The 15285-nt window shown below is 49.5% G+C and carries 11 protein-coding genes; 2 read left to right on the top strand and 9 right to left on the bottom strand.

Annotated elements, in window-relative coordinates:
• Window position 1: 1 nt before the first annotated feature.
• The 9 genes from V2P20_RS13845 to V2P20_RS13805 form a co-directional block, all read right to left on the bottom strand.
• A complete protein-coding gene (locus V2P20_RS13845) occupies window positions 2–1303 on the bottom strand; it encodes a restriction endonuclease subunit S (RefSeq protein WP_331819279.1) in 1302 nt (433 codons plus the stop codon).
• A complete protein-coding gene (locus V2P20_RS13840) occupies window positions 1296–4349 on the bottom strand; it encodes a type I restriction endonuclease subunit R (RefSeq protein ID WP_331819277.1) in 3054 nt (1017 codons plus the stop codon). Before V2P20_RS13840 ends, V2P20_RS13845 begins: the two co-directional genes overlap by 8 nt.
• 576 nt (window positions 4350–4925) lie before the next feature.
• On the bottom strand, window positions 4926–5360 hold the full coding sequence (locus V2P20_RS13835; RefSeq protein WP_331819275.1) for a hypothetical protein: 435 nt from the start codon (window positions 5358–5360) through the stop codon (window positions 4926–4928).
• A 3-nt stretch (window positions 5361–5363) separates the two neighbouring features.
• A complete protein-coding gene (locus V2P20_RS13830; protein WP_331819273.1) occupies window positions 5364–5912 on the bottom strand; it encodes a peptidoglycan recognition family protein in 549 nt (182 codons plus the stop codon).
• Between the two features lie 778 nt (window positions 5913–6690).
• The gene (locus V2P20_RS13825; protein WP_331819271.1) at window positions 6691–6999 is read right to left on the bottom strand and encodes a DUF3240 family protein; all 309 of its coding nucleotides are present in this window, start codon (window positions 6997–6999) and stop codon (window positions 6691–6693) included.
• A complete protein-coding gene (locus V2P20_RS13820; protein ID WP_331819269.1) occupies window positions 6996–10091 on the bottom strand; it encodes a CusA/CzcA family heavy metal efflux RND transporter in 3096 nt (1031 codons plus the stop codon). Before V2P20_RS13820 ends, V2P20_RS13825 begins: the two co-directional genes overlap by 4 nt.
• A complete protein-coding gene (locus V2P20_RS13815) occupies window positions 10091–11185 on the bottom strand; it encodes an efflux RND transporter periplasmic adaptor subunit (RefSeq protein ID WP_331819267.1) in 1095 nt (364 codons plus the stop codon). Before V2P20_RS13815 ends, V2P20_RS13820 begins: the two co-directional genes overlap by 1 nt.
• Window positions 11182–12438 carry a TolC family protein gene (locus V2P20_RS13810; protein WP_331819265.1) on the bottom strand — a complete coding sequence of 419 codons (1257 nt, stop codon included), beginning with the start codon at window positions 12436–12438 and terminating at the stop codon, window positions 11182–11184. The genes V2P20_RS13815 and V2P20_RS13810 overlap by 4 nt, the downstream gene beginning before the upstream one ends.
• 93 nt (window positions 12439–12531) lie before the next feature.
• Window positions 12532–12939: a hypothetical protein gene (locus tag V2P20_RS13805; RefSeq protein ID WP_331819263.1), complete on the bottom strand. Its 408-nt coding sequence runs from the start codon at window positions 12937–12939 to the stop codon at window positions 12532–12534.
• 109 nt (window positions 12940–13048) lie between these two features.
• Between V2P20_RS13805 and V2P20_RS13800 the strand changes: the two genes are divergently transcribed.
• Window positions 13049–14026 carry a Tim44-like domain-containing protein gene (locus V2P20_RS13800; RefSeq protein ID WP_331819261.1) on the top strand — a complete coding sequence of 326 codons (978 nt, stop codon included), beginning with the start codon at window positions 13049–13051 and terminating at the stop codon, window positions 14024–14026.
• A gap of 254 nt (window positions 14027–14280) precedes the next feature.
• Entirely contained in the window at window positions 14281–15183 is a 903-nt protein-coding gene (locus V2P20_RS13795; protein WP_331819259.1) for a DUF5677 domain-containing protein, read from the top strand.
• Window positions 15184–15285 lie beyond the last annotated feature (102 nt).

Below are 15285 nucleotides of genomic sequence, written 5' to 3'. Positions count from 1 at the left end.
GTTAAAGATCCTTCTCATTATTTTGCTCAACAGCGGGGAATAGCTGCTGCATCAGGCCTTTTTTATGGGCTTTGAGTGCGGCTAGTTTTTGGGTTTGTGCGCTGATCAGTTCGTCGAGGGAAGACAGGCAATCGGCGATTTTTTGTTGTTCTAATGGTGATGGAATAAAAATTTTTTGAGCATATAAATCTTTTATAGAAATAAAAGGCTGATCACTGCCAATTGATTGTTTCTCTACAAAGTCTTTTATAAATGTTCGACACAAATGAAAACAAAAATCTTCATTTACAGCATCAGAGAGTAATTCAAGCTTTCCAACGCGTTGATATAGTAATGAAGGTTCGTCTTCTTTTCGAAGTCGAGCAATTTTTAGTTCGTTGTTAGTAACGGGTCGATTCAACGCAAGAACTATATTTCCCTCATGCAGGACTAGCTCAGGGTATTCAACAGAATAACTTTGCGGAAGGAAAATGATTTTGTCATTCCACTTTACTGCGCCATATCCAACATTCTCAATTTGAAGCAAGCGGATTCCTATTTTGGAATATTCTGAAGCTTTAAAGCCTTTTCCAGAATTTACCTTTATAAGTTTTCCTAATAAATATTCCTTCCACTTTCCATCATTCCGAAACTCAGGAAAGCGCAGTTTGGGGACGGTTTCGCCTTCGGCGGGGAATAGCTGCTGCATCAGGCCTTTTTTATGGGCTTTAAGTGCGGCTAGCTTTTGGGTTTGTGAGGTGATCAATTCGTCGAGGGAAGACAGGCAATCGGCAATTTTTTGTTGTTCTCCAACATCTTTGGGAACTGTCGCAGTGAATTCTTCTAAGTCGGAATTCTTAAGGTTGTTGATGTTGCCACCGCCAATAGAAAAAGAAACAAAACTCAGATACCTGTCAGTCTGGAAGATGTACTTGGCAAATTGGCTTCGAGGACGAAAGAAAGAACAGAATGCACCAATCGTTATAGGGTTCGGGTAGTTGCCAACATACTCAGCATTCTTACCTACTAGGGCTTTGCTTCCGTTTGACATACAAATAACAATGTCGCCTCTATGTAATGCAAGTTCATTCGGACAAGATTTCGACACAAAAACCAGATCCTTATCCAGCACGAGACTACCCTCTTGAATATTGCTAGATCTCAAAACCAAGAGGCCTCTTTCTGACACATCGGCCGCACTATAAGTTAGCCCTCTTACAAAAGAGCCTATGCTCCCCAGTCGCTTTACTTCCCACTCCCTCGCATCCAGAAATTCAGGAAACCGCAACTCAGGCACTAAAGCCCTTTTCGTTTGCTTACTCATACGCTGCCAATCCCGAAATTTCACGCCCCTGGGCAAGTTTGTTCAACATAGGCGCCAGGTCTTCCATCAGGGCCAGCTCTTTTATTCTTCGTTCTTTCCAACCCAACTCCAGTGGTTCGAGCAGGTCTGTTAATTGTTCGCCATCGAAAATCATGCGGCTCATAATGGCATCCACAAAGGCTTGCAGAGCTCCCGGCTCCAGGCCGTGTTTTTCCGCGATGACAGCCAGGTCGTTGGCGGCTTTGGCCGCTTTAAAAGCCTGGTAGCCGTCGCGTATTGCTTTTTCGTTGAGGCTTTGGCCCGCTGGCAGGCTGTTGATGTAGGAGATGATGTCGTCGCGCTCGTCCAGCAAATTGGCGCTGGAACTGATCAGGTCGATCAGTTGCTGGCGGGTCATTTTTTGTTTGCCGGTTTTTTGCGTGGATTTGGCGATTAAGGCCATGATGTAGTCGTAATCGATCACCGCCGAGGCAAACAGTACAAATTCAAAATCCAGTTGCTGGACTTTTTCGTCAGCGTCGCCGCCCTTACCTTGTTGGGCTTTCAGGCGTTGGGCGGTTTCCAGATACATGCCCTTAAAGGCGCGCAGGGTGTCTTCGGGAAGCAGTTGCTCGACATGGCTTTTACTGTCCTCGCTTAAATCGGTGTATTGATCGAGCTGGGTCTTCAGGCGCTGCACTTCTTTAAAATGGTTGATAAATTCGGCGCGGGCGTCATCGCCTTTCAGGTTAGCGACCTGCTCCGGCGCGCAGTCCAGACCTTTGGATTGCATAAAGGTATCGAGTTTGACCACGGCATCTTTGAGTTTATCGATGACGACCGGGGCCGGGTCCACCAGCCAGATTTCTTTGGCTTGTTCTGTCGATTGGCCGGAAAACAGCGCGATGGCGTCATCGACTTCTTTTTCCTGCCCGCGAAAATCCAGCACATTGCCCCAGGGTTTGGTGTCGTTCAGCACGCGGTTGGTGCGCGAGAAGGCCTGAATCAAACCGTGGTATTTGAGGTTTTTATCCACGTACAGAGTGTTGAGGTATTTGGAATCAAAGCCGGTGAGCAGCATATCCACCACGATGACGATGTCGATTTTGTTCTTGTGCGGGTAGTCCCGGTTGGAATACTTGTGGTCTTTGATGCGCTGCTGCACATCCTGATAGTAGAGGTCGAATTCGTTAATGCTGTGGTTGGCGCCGTACTGGCGGTTATAGTCGGCAATAATGGCCATTAACGCGGCTTTTTTCTGTTCCGGCGCTTCCTGGTTGTCGGCCTTTTCCTGCGGCAAGTCCTCTTGCAGCTGTTTGATGTCTGCAACGTTTTTGCCGTTTTGATTGTCGCTGTCTTTCGCCAGCCCCTGCGCAGGCGGCGAGAACACGCAGGCGATGTTCAGCGGTTGAAAGCTGTCGTCTTCCGCCAGCTTTTGTGCCTGGATGGTTTTAAATACGCCGTAGTATTCAATGGCGTTATTAATGGATGCCGTTGCCAGAATGGCGTTAAAGCGGCGCGAGTTGGTGGCGGCATCGTGTTTCTTTAATATTTCCTTTACGACGGCCTCTGGTGGTGGGGCTATGCCGGTTTTGGGGCCCGATTTAGATTTGCTTGCGCCTTCGGCTTTATTATCTTTTCCGAAATAATCGATGTGAAAGCTCAGCACGTTTTTGTCTTCGATGGCGTGGCTGATGGTATAGGCGTGCAGTTCTTTTTCGAATATATCTTTGGTGGTTTTGAAAGAGCCCACGGTGCCGTCGATTTGTGTGTAGCTGGCGTTATCGCCAAAAATCGGCGTGCCGGTAAAGCCAAACAGTTGCGCTTTTGGAAAAAATTCTTTGATCGCCTTGTGGTTTTCGCCGAATTGCGAACGGTGGCATTCGTCGAAGATGAACACCACGCGCTTGTCGCGCAGCGGCTCCAGTCGTTGTTTGTAGGTGAGCTTGCCTTTTTGTTTATTGCTTTGGTTACGCTGGCTGTTTTCATCGAGCGCCAGGCCGAGCTTTTGAATGGTGGTGACGATCACCTTGTCGGCGTAGTCTTCCGATAGCATGCGCCGCACCAGGGTTTCGGTGTTGGTGTTTTCTTCCACGCAGCCTTCCTGGAATTTGTTGAATTCCTCGCGGGTTTGGCGGTCGAGGTCTTTGCGGTCTACCACGAACAGGCATTTTTCAATGTCCGGGTTGTCCTTGAGCAGCGTGGAAGCTTTGAACGAGGTGAGGGTTTTGCCGCTGCCGGTGGTGTGCCAGATGTAGCCATTGCCCCGGTTTTCATGGATGCAGTCGACAATGGCCTTGACCGCATAGATTTGGTACGGGCGCATGATCATCAGCTTTTGCTCGCTGGCCACCAGGACCATGTAGCGGCTGATCATTTGGCCTAGCGTGCATTTGGCCAGAAATGTATCGGCAAAATCGTGTAAGTGGGCGATTTTGTTGTTGCCTTCATCCGCCAGTTGGTAGATGGGCAAAAAGCGCTCGTCGGCGTTAAAGCTGAAGTGCTGGTGGTGGTTGTTGGCAAAGTAGTAGGTATTGCGTTCATTGCTGACAATAAACAGCTGCATAAAACACAGCAGCGTATGGGTGTAGCCGTTGCCGGGGTCGTTTTTGTATTCAACGATTTGCTCCATGGCGCGGCGCGGGCTGACCTGGAGTGTTTTCAGCTCAATCTGCACCACGGGGACGCCGTTGATGAGCAGAATCACGTCATAACGGTGGTGGCTGTTATCGGTGTTGATGCGCAACTGGTTGACGACTTCAAAGTCGTTTTTGCACCAGTCTTTGATGTTGACCAGGGTGTATTGTAGGGGCGTGCCGTCTTCGCGTATGAAGGTGTTACGCTCGCGTAGGGTTTTGGCGGCGGTGAAAACGTCGGCGGTGACGATTTCGTCGCGCAGGCGGGCGAATTCGGAATCGGTTAGGTTGACTCGATTAAGTGTCTCGAATTTTTTGCGGAAGTTTTGCTCTAGCGCCTCTCGATCCCGGATATTACTACGATGGGTGTATTTGAGATCGGTCAACTTATTAATTAAGCTTTGCTCGATCTGGTTCTCTTTTGTGGTCATTTGCAGCTTTCAAAAAATGTTCTAAGGCTTATTGTAGAGGTTTCTAGCGGGCTGGTGAAAGACTTCCGATATATTCCTTTCCCTTATGGGCGTCCGCATACGAATTGCTGCATGTTGCCGATCAGCAAAGCACTCCCTTGGTGTAACTATCTCGCCATAGATTGGATGCATTTCCAGTAAATTATTACGTTCCTGGGATCGCTCTCTGGCCTCTCTTCTGCACTGTTGTCGGTTCCAATGTGGAGTTTGTCTGAAAATCACATCTTCGTAGTACTTGGTTAATTCTTCTTTAGTTTCATTCAGTCAAATAACCGGCCGACAGGCGAATAGATTATTAAAAGCTTCGAGCGAAGAAAAGTAATACTCAGAATTCAAAATTGAATCCTTGGCCCATTTCTTATGTTTTCGGGCGAGGCTACGGTATCTATAAAAATTTCAGGCGTAGTATCAGTTTCACCCAATAAGACTCCTAACGCCAGGCGTAACCGGCAGACAAAAGTGGGGCGGCTTCCGCTACGCTTTAGCCGCCCCACTTTTGTCTGTCCGAGTTTACGCGAGTGTTAGGTTTGTTCTCCGTCATTGTGAGACAAATGCATCAGCCTTACAATTAGGGCAATATAAATAAACAGTTTTACCGCTATCCAAAACGATGGACCCCGCTTTAAATTGGTGAATGGCCCAAACTGCAGATGTGCCATCTGAAAAATCCATACTCCCTTCTACATAACATGGAGACCAATCAAGCATATGTCTGTAGTCATTCTCATGAACCATCATCGTATCGTTGAAGAAGTCATTAACTTCTTTTGCAGATAAAACAAAATTACTACAATTGTATTTTTTAGGATCATCTATAGCAGGAGATGTCATTCCCGAATTGGTAATACGAATATTTACTATCTTGCTTAATTGAAGTGGATATGTGCGTGGCTCGATATCTTCACTTGTATATGTGGATGCACAAGAAGCAAACGCTAACGAAAAAAAGAGAATTGATATAGCTTTATTCATTTTTCACCACCTCGCAGTTGCCGCTTCAGTTGGATTTTTTCTTGAAACAACCGGATGACGAAAGACTTCAGTCAAAGGTATTTTAAAATTAAACCTCAACTGATCGATTAGCCATTTAAGAGAAGCATTTTGTTCTTTTGTGACTGTTTCGTATACTCGTTTTTCTTCAGGTACCGTTTTAGGCAATGCTTCACCTACAAGCTCAATACCTATACTGTCTTGATTGGCCGGATAACGGTTCGGTACTTTTTTAGCTATTTCTCTGCGATGCTCAGAGGTTGGGTTAAATTTCTTAAGCGCCTCAAGTTCTATCGGAGCGCATGCCATATTTACAAGACAACGTGCTTGTAATTTTCCGACATGCCAAGTTTGATAATTCAAGGATGCAGTTTGATAAATTGTTCCATCTTTATCGATAAGAAAATGCGCACCGGAACCTCCTGCCTTATAACTATTAAACGCAGATTGCGCAGTAGCACCTCCCGTCTGATGCACGATAATTCCTGAAATGTGAGACATGGGCTTTTTTTGAACAGCTAAACTAATGGCCAAGTTTCTTCTTGTTTAAGACGCGCCCATTTTGATCAATATGCAGCATAATTTCTCCTTTTTCTGATGTAGCTTAAAACCTAAAAAGTGATTAAATGGTTTCTATATATCACCCCTGATAACCAGATTCTAAGCAATTAGCTCTGGAATGTTCTCCGGTTTCTATCAGTCTCTTAAAAGTCGATTTTTGCCTGTCGATTGACTGGTGTAGTTCGGCCATTATGTAAAGTTTCCTTTTATGTATAGCGGTGTTGCCGCGAGCGAGTTGTGGTCTGGCTTCCACGTCCAGACCTTGCCTACGAGCTTTACATAATTTCAACGATTTTAAGTACGGAAGCAAAGGGACCAGGAACGCTATTTCACCTAAAAAGTCTTCATACCGTGTTACTGAGGTTTCTACAGGGCCCTTTCTTTGATTACAAATTGGTTGTGACCGGCACGTCTGTTAATGATAGCTCGATAATCTGAAAAAACAATGTTGTTCCTGAAATCGAAAATTATGTGAAGTAATTTGACCTGCAGGTTCGGTCACTCGTGGCTTAGCGCGATCGACTGCAAATAGTCCATTACTATACATAATGGCACTTATGCAAAGCTTTGCATAAGTGCCAAAACCCGCCACTCAAAATTGGTGCTGAGCCAGAACATTTACTTATTGCGTAGAGACATATCCTAAATGCCTGAAAAAGTTCAGGCACTCATTAGCTTGAAACTTTCGCTGGTCATTGCCTGAACCAGGTATCAGGGCATGGTGAGTTGATTTATCATATCGATAATTGCTCTAAATAAAGCCGTTTTCAATGACAGGCATGACCCAGTAATGAATGCCGGCGCCGGAAAACTCCTGCCTCAACTGCGCCAATAGTACCGGCAGCCCCTGCTCCGGCACATACATCTGAAAGCGGATTTTTTTCTGCCGCCCCGTCACCTGCTCAAGCAACGACAAGCCCTCGTTTCTATGGTCATGCGAGTTGACAATGAAACTGCTGAAGCCGTGTTCCGATTCCAGAACCAAAAGATTGTCGACGACCGCCTCTTCAAGACCGGGCGGGACATTCAAAGTAACCAGGTATTCTTTACCGTTGTTCATGATTTGACTCCATCGGTCATCGAGTTCATCTCGGCTTGCAGCTCAGGCGCTTGACCGAACAATTTAAACAAAATAGGCAGCAGAAACAGCGTCAGGAACGTCGATGAAACCAGACCGCCGATCACAACGATAGCCAGCGGGCGCTGAATCTCCGAGCCCGGGCCGGTCGCGAACAGCAGCGGAATCAGGCCGAAGGCCGCGATGCTGGCCGTCATCAGCACGGGCCGCAAGCGGCGCATGGAGCCGACGACCACGACCTGCGCCATGGCCATGCCGGTCGCGCGCAGCTGGTTGAAATAGCTGACCATGACCACGCCGTTCAACACCGCAATACCCAGCAGGGCGATAAAGCCGACCGAAGCCGGCACCGACAGATATTCGCCGGATAGCCACAAGGCGAAAACGCCGCCCACCATGGCCAGCGGAATATTCGACAGAACCAGCGTGGCCTGGCGCACCGAGCCGAACGTCGAGAACAGCAGCAGAAAGATCAGGCCCAGCGATACCGGGATTACGACCGAGAGCGTCGCGGCCGCACGCTGCTGATTCTCGAACTGGCCGCCGAATTCAACGAAATAGCCGGTCGGCAAATCGACCTTGTCCTTGACGACCTGACGCGCTTCATCGACAAAACCGACCAGATCGCGGTCCTGCACGTTGCTGCTGATCACGACAAAACGCTGGCCCCGCTCGCGCTCTACCGACACCACGCCTTCGACTTTCTCCAGGCGCGCGACGGTCGTGATCGGCACATGGCCGCCATCGGGCAGGGTCACCTGCAGGTTTTCGAAGTTGGTCGTATTGCTGCCGCCGCGGACAATCAGCGGCGTGCGTTTGATGCCTTCCTGCACGATGCCCAGTTTCAGCCCTTCGATCTGCGAGCGCAACATCGTTTCGATGCTGTCGCTGTCCAGGCCCAGGCGTCCGGCTGCCGTTTTGTCGATCGCCACCTGCAGAAACTGCATGCCTTCATTCTGCTTTGTGAACACGTCGCTGGAGCCTTTGATATCCCTCAGGACGCCGGCGATCTGCGCCGCTTTCTCATTCAGTACGTTCAGCTCCGGGCCAAATAGCTTGACCGCGACATCGCCGCGCGTACCGGTCAGCATTTCCGAGACACGCATCTCGATCGGCTGCGTGAATTTAAAGGCGATGCCCGGCGTGGCGGCCATGACCTGCCGGATTTGCTCGATCAGCTCATCCTTGCTGCGCATGCGCCACTCTCCCTTGGGTTTCAGGATCAGGAAGGTATCGGTATCGTTCAAACCCATCGGGTCCAGGCCCAACTCATCGGTACCGACGCGCGAGACCGCATCGACCACTTCAGGAATATTCTTGAGCAGGTTTTTCTGTACCTGCACGTCCAGGGCGACCGAATCCGCCAGCGTAATCGACGGCAGTTTTTCCAATTGCACGATAATATCGCCTTCGTCCATGGTCGGCATGAACGTGCTGCCGATCTGCGTGAAGGCCGCCGCCGTCAGGACCAGCAAGACGCCGACGCCGGTAAAGACTTTCTTGCTGTTGGCGATGCACCACAGCAAGGCCGGTTGATACAGTCTCAGTAACTGCCGGGGCAGCCAGGGTTCTTCGTGCGATACTTTCTTCAACAGGTAGGAGGACAGCACCGGAATTACCGACAAGGACAGCAGCAGCGAGCCGCTGAGTGCGAACACGATGGTCAAGGCCACCGGCGTGAACAGTTTGCCTTCCAGGCCCTGCAAGGTCAGCAGCGGCAGAAACACGATGATGATGATCAGGATGCCTGAAGTCACGGGCACGGACACTTCGCGCACGGCCCGATAGATCACATGCAGGCGCGGCAGGCGCTGGGCCTTTTCCGTATGCGCCATGTGCGTGATGATGTTTTCGACCACGACCACGGCCCCATCGACGAGCATGCCGATCGCGATAGCCAGACCGCCAAGGCTCATCAAGTTGGCTGACATGCCCATCTGCTGCATCAGGATGAAGGTCACAAGGGCCGCCAGCGGCAGGATCAAGGCAACGGTCAGCGCTGCACGCAGATTGCCTAGGAACAGGATCAGCAGGATTACAACCAGCACGATCGCTTCCAGCAAGGCATGCTGAACCGTATCGACGGCCTTATCGACCAGATTGCCGCGGTTATAGAAAACCGTGGCCTTGACGCCAGGCGGAAAACCGGCTTTAAGTTCGTCCATTTTTTTCTCTATGCCCTCGATGGTCTGGCGGGCATTGGCGCCGCGCAAACTTAGCACCAGGCCGGTGATCGATTCTCCCTTGCCGTTTTTGCTGACCGCGCCGTAGCGGGTTAAAGCCCCGATCTGGATATCGGCGACATCGCTGACTTTGATCGGCGCGCCGTTTTTGTTATCGACGACAATGGCAGCGACATCGTCCAGTGTCTTGATGCGGCCTTCGGCCCGCACGATCAAGGCTTCTTCACCTTCGGTCAGACGCCCGGCGCCGTCATTGCGGTTATTGTTTTCCAGCGCTTTTGTCAGTTTGTCGATATCAATGCCGCGCGCCGCCATGCGGACATTGTCCGGTATCACTTCGAAGCTTCTGACCAGCCCGCCCAGCGAGTTGACGTCAGCCACGCCGGGCACAGTGCGCAGGGCAGGGCGAATGACCCAGTCCAGCAGGCTGCGCCGTTCCATCAGGCTCAGGTCGCCGCCTTCAATCGAAAACATGTACATCTCGCCGAGCGGCGTCGTCATCGGCGCAATGCCGCCATCGATGCCAGCCGGCAAATCGCCCCAAATCGTGTTCAAACGTTCGGCGATCTGCTGGCGCGCCCAGTAGATATCGGTGCCTTCTTCGAAATCGATCGTGATATCGGTCAGCGCATACTTGGCAATCGAACGCAGCATGGTCTGATGCGGAATGCCCAGTAGTTCGATTTCTATCGGCGCGGTAATGCGCGCTTCGACCTCTTCCGGCGTCATGCCGGCCGCTTTTACGATAATCTTGACCTGGGTCGGCGAGACTTCCGGAAAGGCATCGATGGGAATGTTTTTAAATGCATAAAAGCCGCCGCCAGCAAGCAGCACTATGACAATCAGCATCAATAGGCGCTGGCTCAGCGCAAAACGAATAAGACCACCCATTACTCATCGCCCCCGAGCCCCAGCCAATTGGCTTTCAGCGCAACCGCGCCCGTAACGGCGATATCTTCAGCGCCGGTCAGTTCGCCGGTAATGATGGAATCGGTATCCTGCTTGCCGATGACTTTGATCGGCTTGACCATAAAGCCCTGGCCCGTGCGGATAAAGATATAAGTCTGGCCTTCGTTCTGTGCGATGGCCGCGTTCGGTACTTTGAATGCCGTCGTCTTGTCACTGCCATGAATAATGCTCGTGTTGACTTTCTGACCGACGCGCACAGCGGCAGAAGGACCTTTGATAACAGCTCTGGCCATCAATGTCTGATTCTCCGGGTTGACGTTTTGGCCAAGCAGATCAATATGCGCAGTGATGTTGGTATTGTCGATCTGCACCTGGTCACCGACCTTAATGTCGCCTATGCGTTCCTGGGGAATATTGATTTCCAGCCACAACTCACTCAGATCGGCAATACGGTATAGCGGTGCCAGACTGTCTATGCGTTGGCCAGCAGAGGCCTTGCGCTCAAGCACAACGCCCGACATAGGCGCGCGTAAAGTCAACAGGCTGCTTAAGCGCTGTGATTTAGTCAGACGATTAATTTCCGCAGTTGACATGCCGGCCATTTCCAACAATTGCCTGGTCTCGTTCGTTTCGGTCAGATAGAGTTGATATTGGCTGCGGGTCTCCTGAGAGCGCTTGTCAGATATGACGCCTTCTTCCAGCAGTTTCTTATCCCGGTTATAAACGGCCTGACCTAAGTTCAGTTCATTGACGGCTTTAAGATATTGCTGTTGCAAGGCCAGCAAATCCTGGCTATGAAGTTCAGCCAGCGCCTGGCCTTTCTGGACTTTATCGCCGACTGCTGCATACAGTCTATTGACCAAGCCGGCCTGAGTGGTGCTGACGACGTATTCACGTGTAGGCGGGACCACAACTTGGGCCGGCGCATAGAGAATCGGCACCTGGCTTGCCTGTTCCGGCTTGCCCAGTTTAATGCCCAGGCTGTCAATCTGGGGCTGGCTTATTTGAATAACATTGTCTGCCGCCTGGACGCTGACACCAACCAGGCTCAACAGTAATAATAAGAGGATTCTCATGGTGTAACTCCGACGGCTTGGTTGTACATTGCCTTATCGCGCTCCAGTATGACTGAGCGTTCTTTGGCATTCAGGATGGCTTGCTGGGCTCTGGACTGGATCTTCAGCAAATCGAGCAGGTTGATTTCGCCCAGCGAAAAACTCAATTCCGTCATTTTTAAATGCTCTACGGCCGCCTGCTTTAAATTTTCAGCAATAGTCAGCTCGGCCCGATTGACTTCCAGGTTGTGCTCGGCTTCATGGTGGGCCTGATCGAGATCTCTACGGAGCTGTTCGCGGTCGGCCACCAATCTGTTCAGTTCGACATTGGCTGCAGCCACTCGCGGAGCCAGATGTGCTTGACCTCCAAACGGCACGGATACGCTGATATTGAAGCTTTCGGTCTTGTTACTGCGTTCGTCAGGGCCGTGGTCGGTGTTGATACCAACCGCGACGTCGGGTTGGCCCGAGCCTACTGCCCTGATAGCCTCGACCTCGGCCTGCATACGTGCGATCAGGTCATTAATGGCCACCAGGTCTGGATGATTTTGCTGGACTTCAGCTATATCGGCCAGGGTTTCACGGTAATTGCCAGGCACTTTGATCATTTGCGTGATGGTGGTATAGCGTTTGCGCGCATGCATGACTTCGGCCTCGGCTTGCGTCAGTACGGCGCGCTTTTGCAGCAATTCGGTCTGCGCCAGCAATAAATCCGCGCGCGGCAGGTCACCTAGTTCGACACGGCGTTCAACCTTGGCCAGTAATTGTTCAAATATATGGACCTCGTTGTGTGCCTGATCAAGGCGGATTTGCTGCAGTTCCATGTCCCACAATGCCATTCTGACCAGTCCCGCCACGCGTAATTTAATGGCAGCCGATTGGGTATGCGCACTGATTTCGGCTTGTCTTGCGACGGCCTTTTCGGCATCGCGCTGGCCGAAGTTCCAAAGCGGCGCTCTAACGTTGGCATCACCGTAATGCAGTGTGCCGCTGGTGGCTTCCTGAAAGAACAGGCCGACACTGGGCGCGCCGGCAAACCAGCTCTTACTGCGCTGCTCAAGCGCAGCGGATTCTTCTTCCAACGCTTTGAGCCAGGCGTTGTCAGGATGTTTTTCCAGTGTTAAATCGATGGTTTGAGCCAGACTCATGCCGGCATCGATTTCAATCGGATCGCGATGCTCCACAGTAACAGCAGGTAGCGCATCTGCAAAGACCAGCGAAGTGGCCAGCAAATACACAGGTAAACACCCTCTAATAAGATTAAGGGCAAACATAGTAAAGGCTCCGTTAGCGGTTTAATACCGCTTATAGTTTTTTTAATAAAATTAAGAATAAGTTCTGCGACAGAACTTAAAAAACTGTGGAGATCAGGAGACGGGAGGCGCGCGCGGCGAAAGCGATGGGATGAATAACCGGCAGACAAACGGCGACGGTTGCGGAGAAAAGTTGATATCGAACGCCGAAATCGGTGCACTGAAGATGGCTATCTCCTGGTGCAGATAATAGCTGTGGTCGGCGGCGTCCGTATCGGTATCGGCCTGAGCCTGATTGTGCTTGATGCCGGCATCGACGCTGATGATCAGCGCTTCGGAGCCTGCGATATGGTTTGTCGGTTGAGACAGAAAGGCATGCTGTTCTGCCGTATACATCTCAAGGCCGGGCACATGCAGGCCTTTATTCGACAGGTTCTCACCGGCATGCGCATGCACCAGCGGTGCAATCAATTGCAGCAGGGCCAGAAAGAAAATGAGATAAACGCGCAGTGCTGAGAACATGCTTATAATGCTATGCTAATAAAAAAGAATTCACAACTTGTAATTTGGTTATTCAGCCTTATATTAGTTAAACCTCAATTTGATGTTATTTAATACTTTCCGAAAAATTATGAACAGATATACCGGCATAGTAGCCACTTTATTAATCGGCCTGTCGCTGTCGCTGGGCAGTATCTCCGATGCCGAAGCCAAACGTTTCGGCGGCGGCAGTTCGTTCGGCGGTAGATCCTCATTCAGCCAGCCTTACAAACGTTCTGCCGATGCGCCGGCCCGTTCGGCGACTCAACAGCAGCAACAGCAACAAGCCGCCCAACAAAACCAGACGGCCAGATCGGGCATGGCTAACCGCGGCGGACTGATGGGCCTGCTGGGCGGCCTGGCGCTGGGCGGCCTGCTGGGCTCGCTGCTGGCCGGCGGCGCTTTCCAGGGCATCAACTTCCTCGATATCCTGGTGCTGGGCGCTCTGGCATTCATGCTGTATAAGTTCTTCGCGGCCAAAAAAGCGCGCGAACAACAACCCGTTTACGACCGGACCGACGGCCATTACGACAACAGCGCGTCGGCCTATACGCCCTATCAGGAGCCGCAATCAAGTTCATCGAACCCGTCCGGTTTCGATACCGATATTCTGTTTAAAAAAGACAAGCCAGGCGCTGAACCGGCTGTGCAGAGTTTCCAGCAGGATGCCGACTTTGGCCAGGCTATCGCCGTTCCGGCAGGCTTTGACACGCAGGCGTTTCTGGCCGGCGCCAAAACCGCTTTCAAGACGCTGCAAAAAGCCTGGGATGACCGCGACTTGGCCGAAATCAGAGGCCTGACGACCGACAAGGTATTCGCCGAGATTCAGGACCAGCTGAAAGCCTCCAGCGAAGAAAACCGCACCGATGTTCTGAAACTGGACGCGGAACTGCTGGAAGTGCGCGAAGTCGGCTCGGAACTGCAAGCGGTCGTGTTGTTCGACGTGATCATGCGCGAAGATGCCGATGCGCAGGCCAGCCAGGTCCGCGAGGTCTGGCATTTCATTAAACCCAAAAACAGCATCCAGCCCTCCTGGTATCTGGACGGCATCCAGCAATTGGAAGATTGATTGCTGGCATAGCGAGTAAATCCTGTCGCTCCAGCGTTCTGCTGGAGCGGTTTTATTTATCCCTTCTCGTTGATTTTCCCTTTCCTTAGCGGCCTTTGCCTAGTTCCAGGCCTGCGTCTTACCAATCATCCAAAAGATGCGGTTCGTGTCTCACCGCGTCCTACCGAGTTGTTGCTCTACATTTACTTTGGTATATAACATATGCCGACCCAGATAATAACTAATTAGGCTCTAAGGAAGACATATATTTAAGCATGACTAATAAGACAGAAAAATTTCTTAAAAAAAATTCTATTTGTGAAGATATTGAACTTAATGATTACATTATAGAAGCAATAGATACTTTAGAGTCTGCCTATGAAATAGCGAATAGAATTTCGCTAGAAAATATTGAATCTTTAAAAGACAAAGCTGTATGGTCAATAGTGTATGACATATATACAAGAAGCTATAAATATACGGAGGCAGCACTATCTCTATTCATAATTGCACATATAGCTTCAGCTGAAGCCATATGTAGAACATCAGTAGAATCATCAATTAATTTATATTATTTGAGTGTGGGTAATGATGTAGAAAATGTTATTTCTTATTTTAAGTACCATATCAAAACTGAACGTGATCAAAATAAGAAGTGGCGGGAAGCTGTAAAAAATTCAGGTGAACCAGAAGAATATCAAATTGACCATATTAAACTCATTGATAATAAAGAAAGTTCATTGGATGGTTATGAAGATATGTTAAGAGAATCTTTCTCAATAATTGATATTGATTATGATGCTATCAATAGCAATTGGCCGAGTACATTTGATAGGTTCAAAAAAGTTAATATGGAAATAAAGTACCGAACATTATACTCAGCTTTATGTTCGCAATCTCATAATGATGCTGAAGATTCTCTTAATAATTTAATGGCTAGAGTTGTTCAAATAGAAGGGATTGAAAAAGGAGTAGAAGCTGAAAAATATATTTTTTCGCTTCAAATGGTTCTTAGCTGTATTCAACTTTGGATTGAAGCAACTATTATGTTTCTTGCAAAATATGAAATAAAAATGAATGATGAGCTTTTCGATGTATGGAAAAGGGCATCAACTAATATCATTACATTAGATAAAAATAAACCTGAATTTATAAATAATGCAGGGCTACCTCATTAAAACTTTTGGAAGCAGAATACGCCGTTTTGAGTGAATTTGATTAATGAGACAGGAAGAGATGGATTTTTTAGATGTTTTTGGCCAATTGGATGATCCTCGTAT

It is taken from the genome of Methylobacter sp. Wu1 (genome assembly GCF_036553575.1).
Lineage (GTDB): Bacteria > Pseudomonadota > Gammaproteobacteria > Methylococcales > Methylomonadaceae > Methylobacter.
Note: the sequence above shows the minus strand (reverse complement) of the source record. Positions and strands in the feature narration are given on the sequence as shown.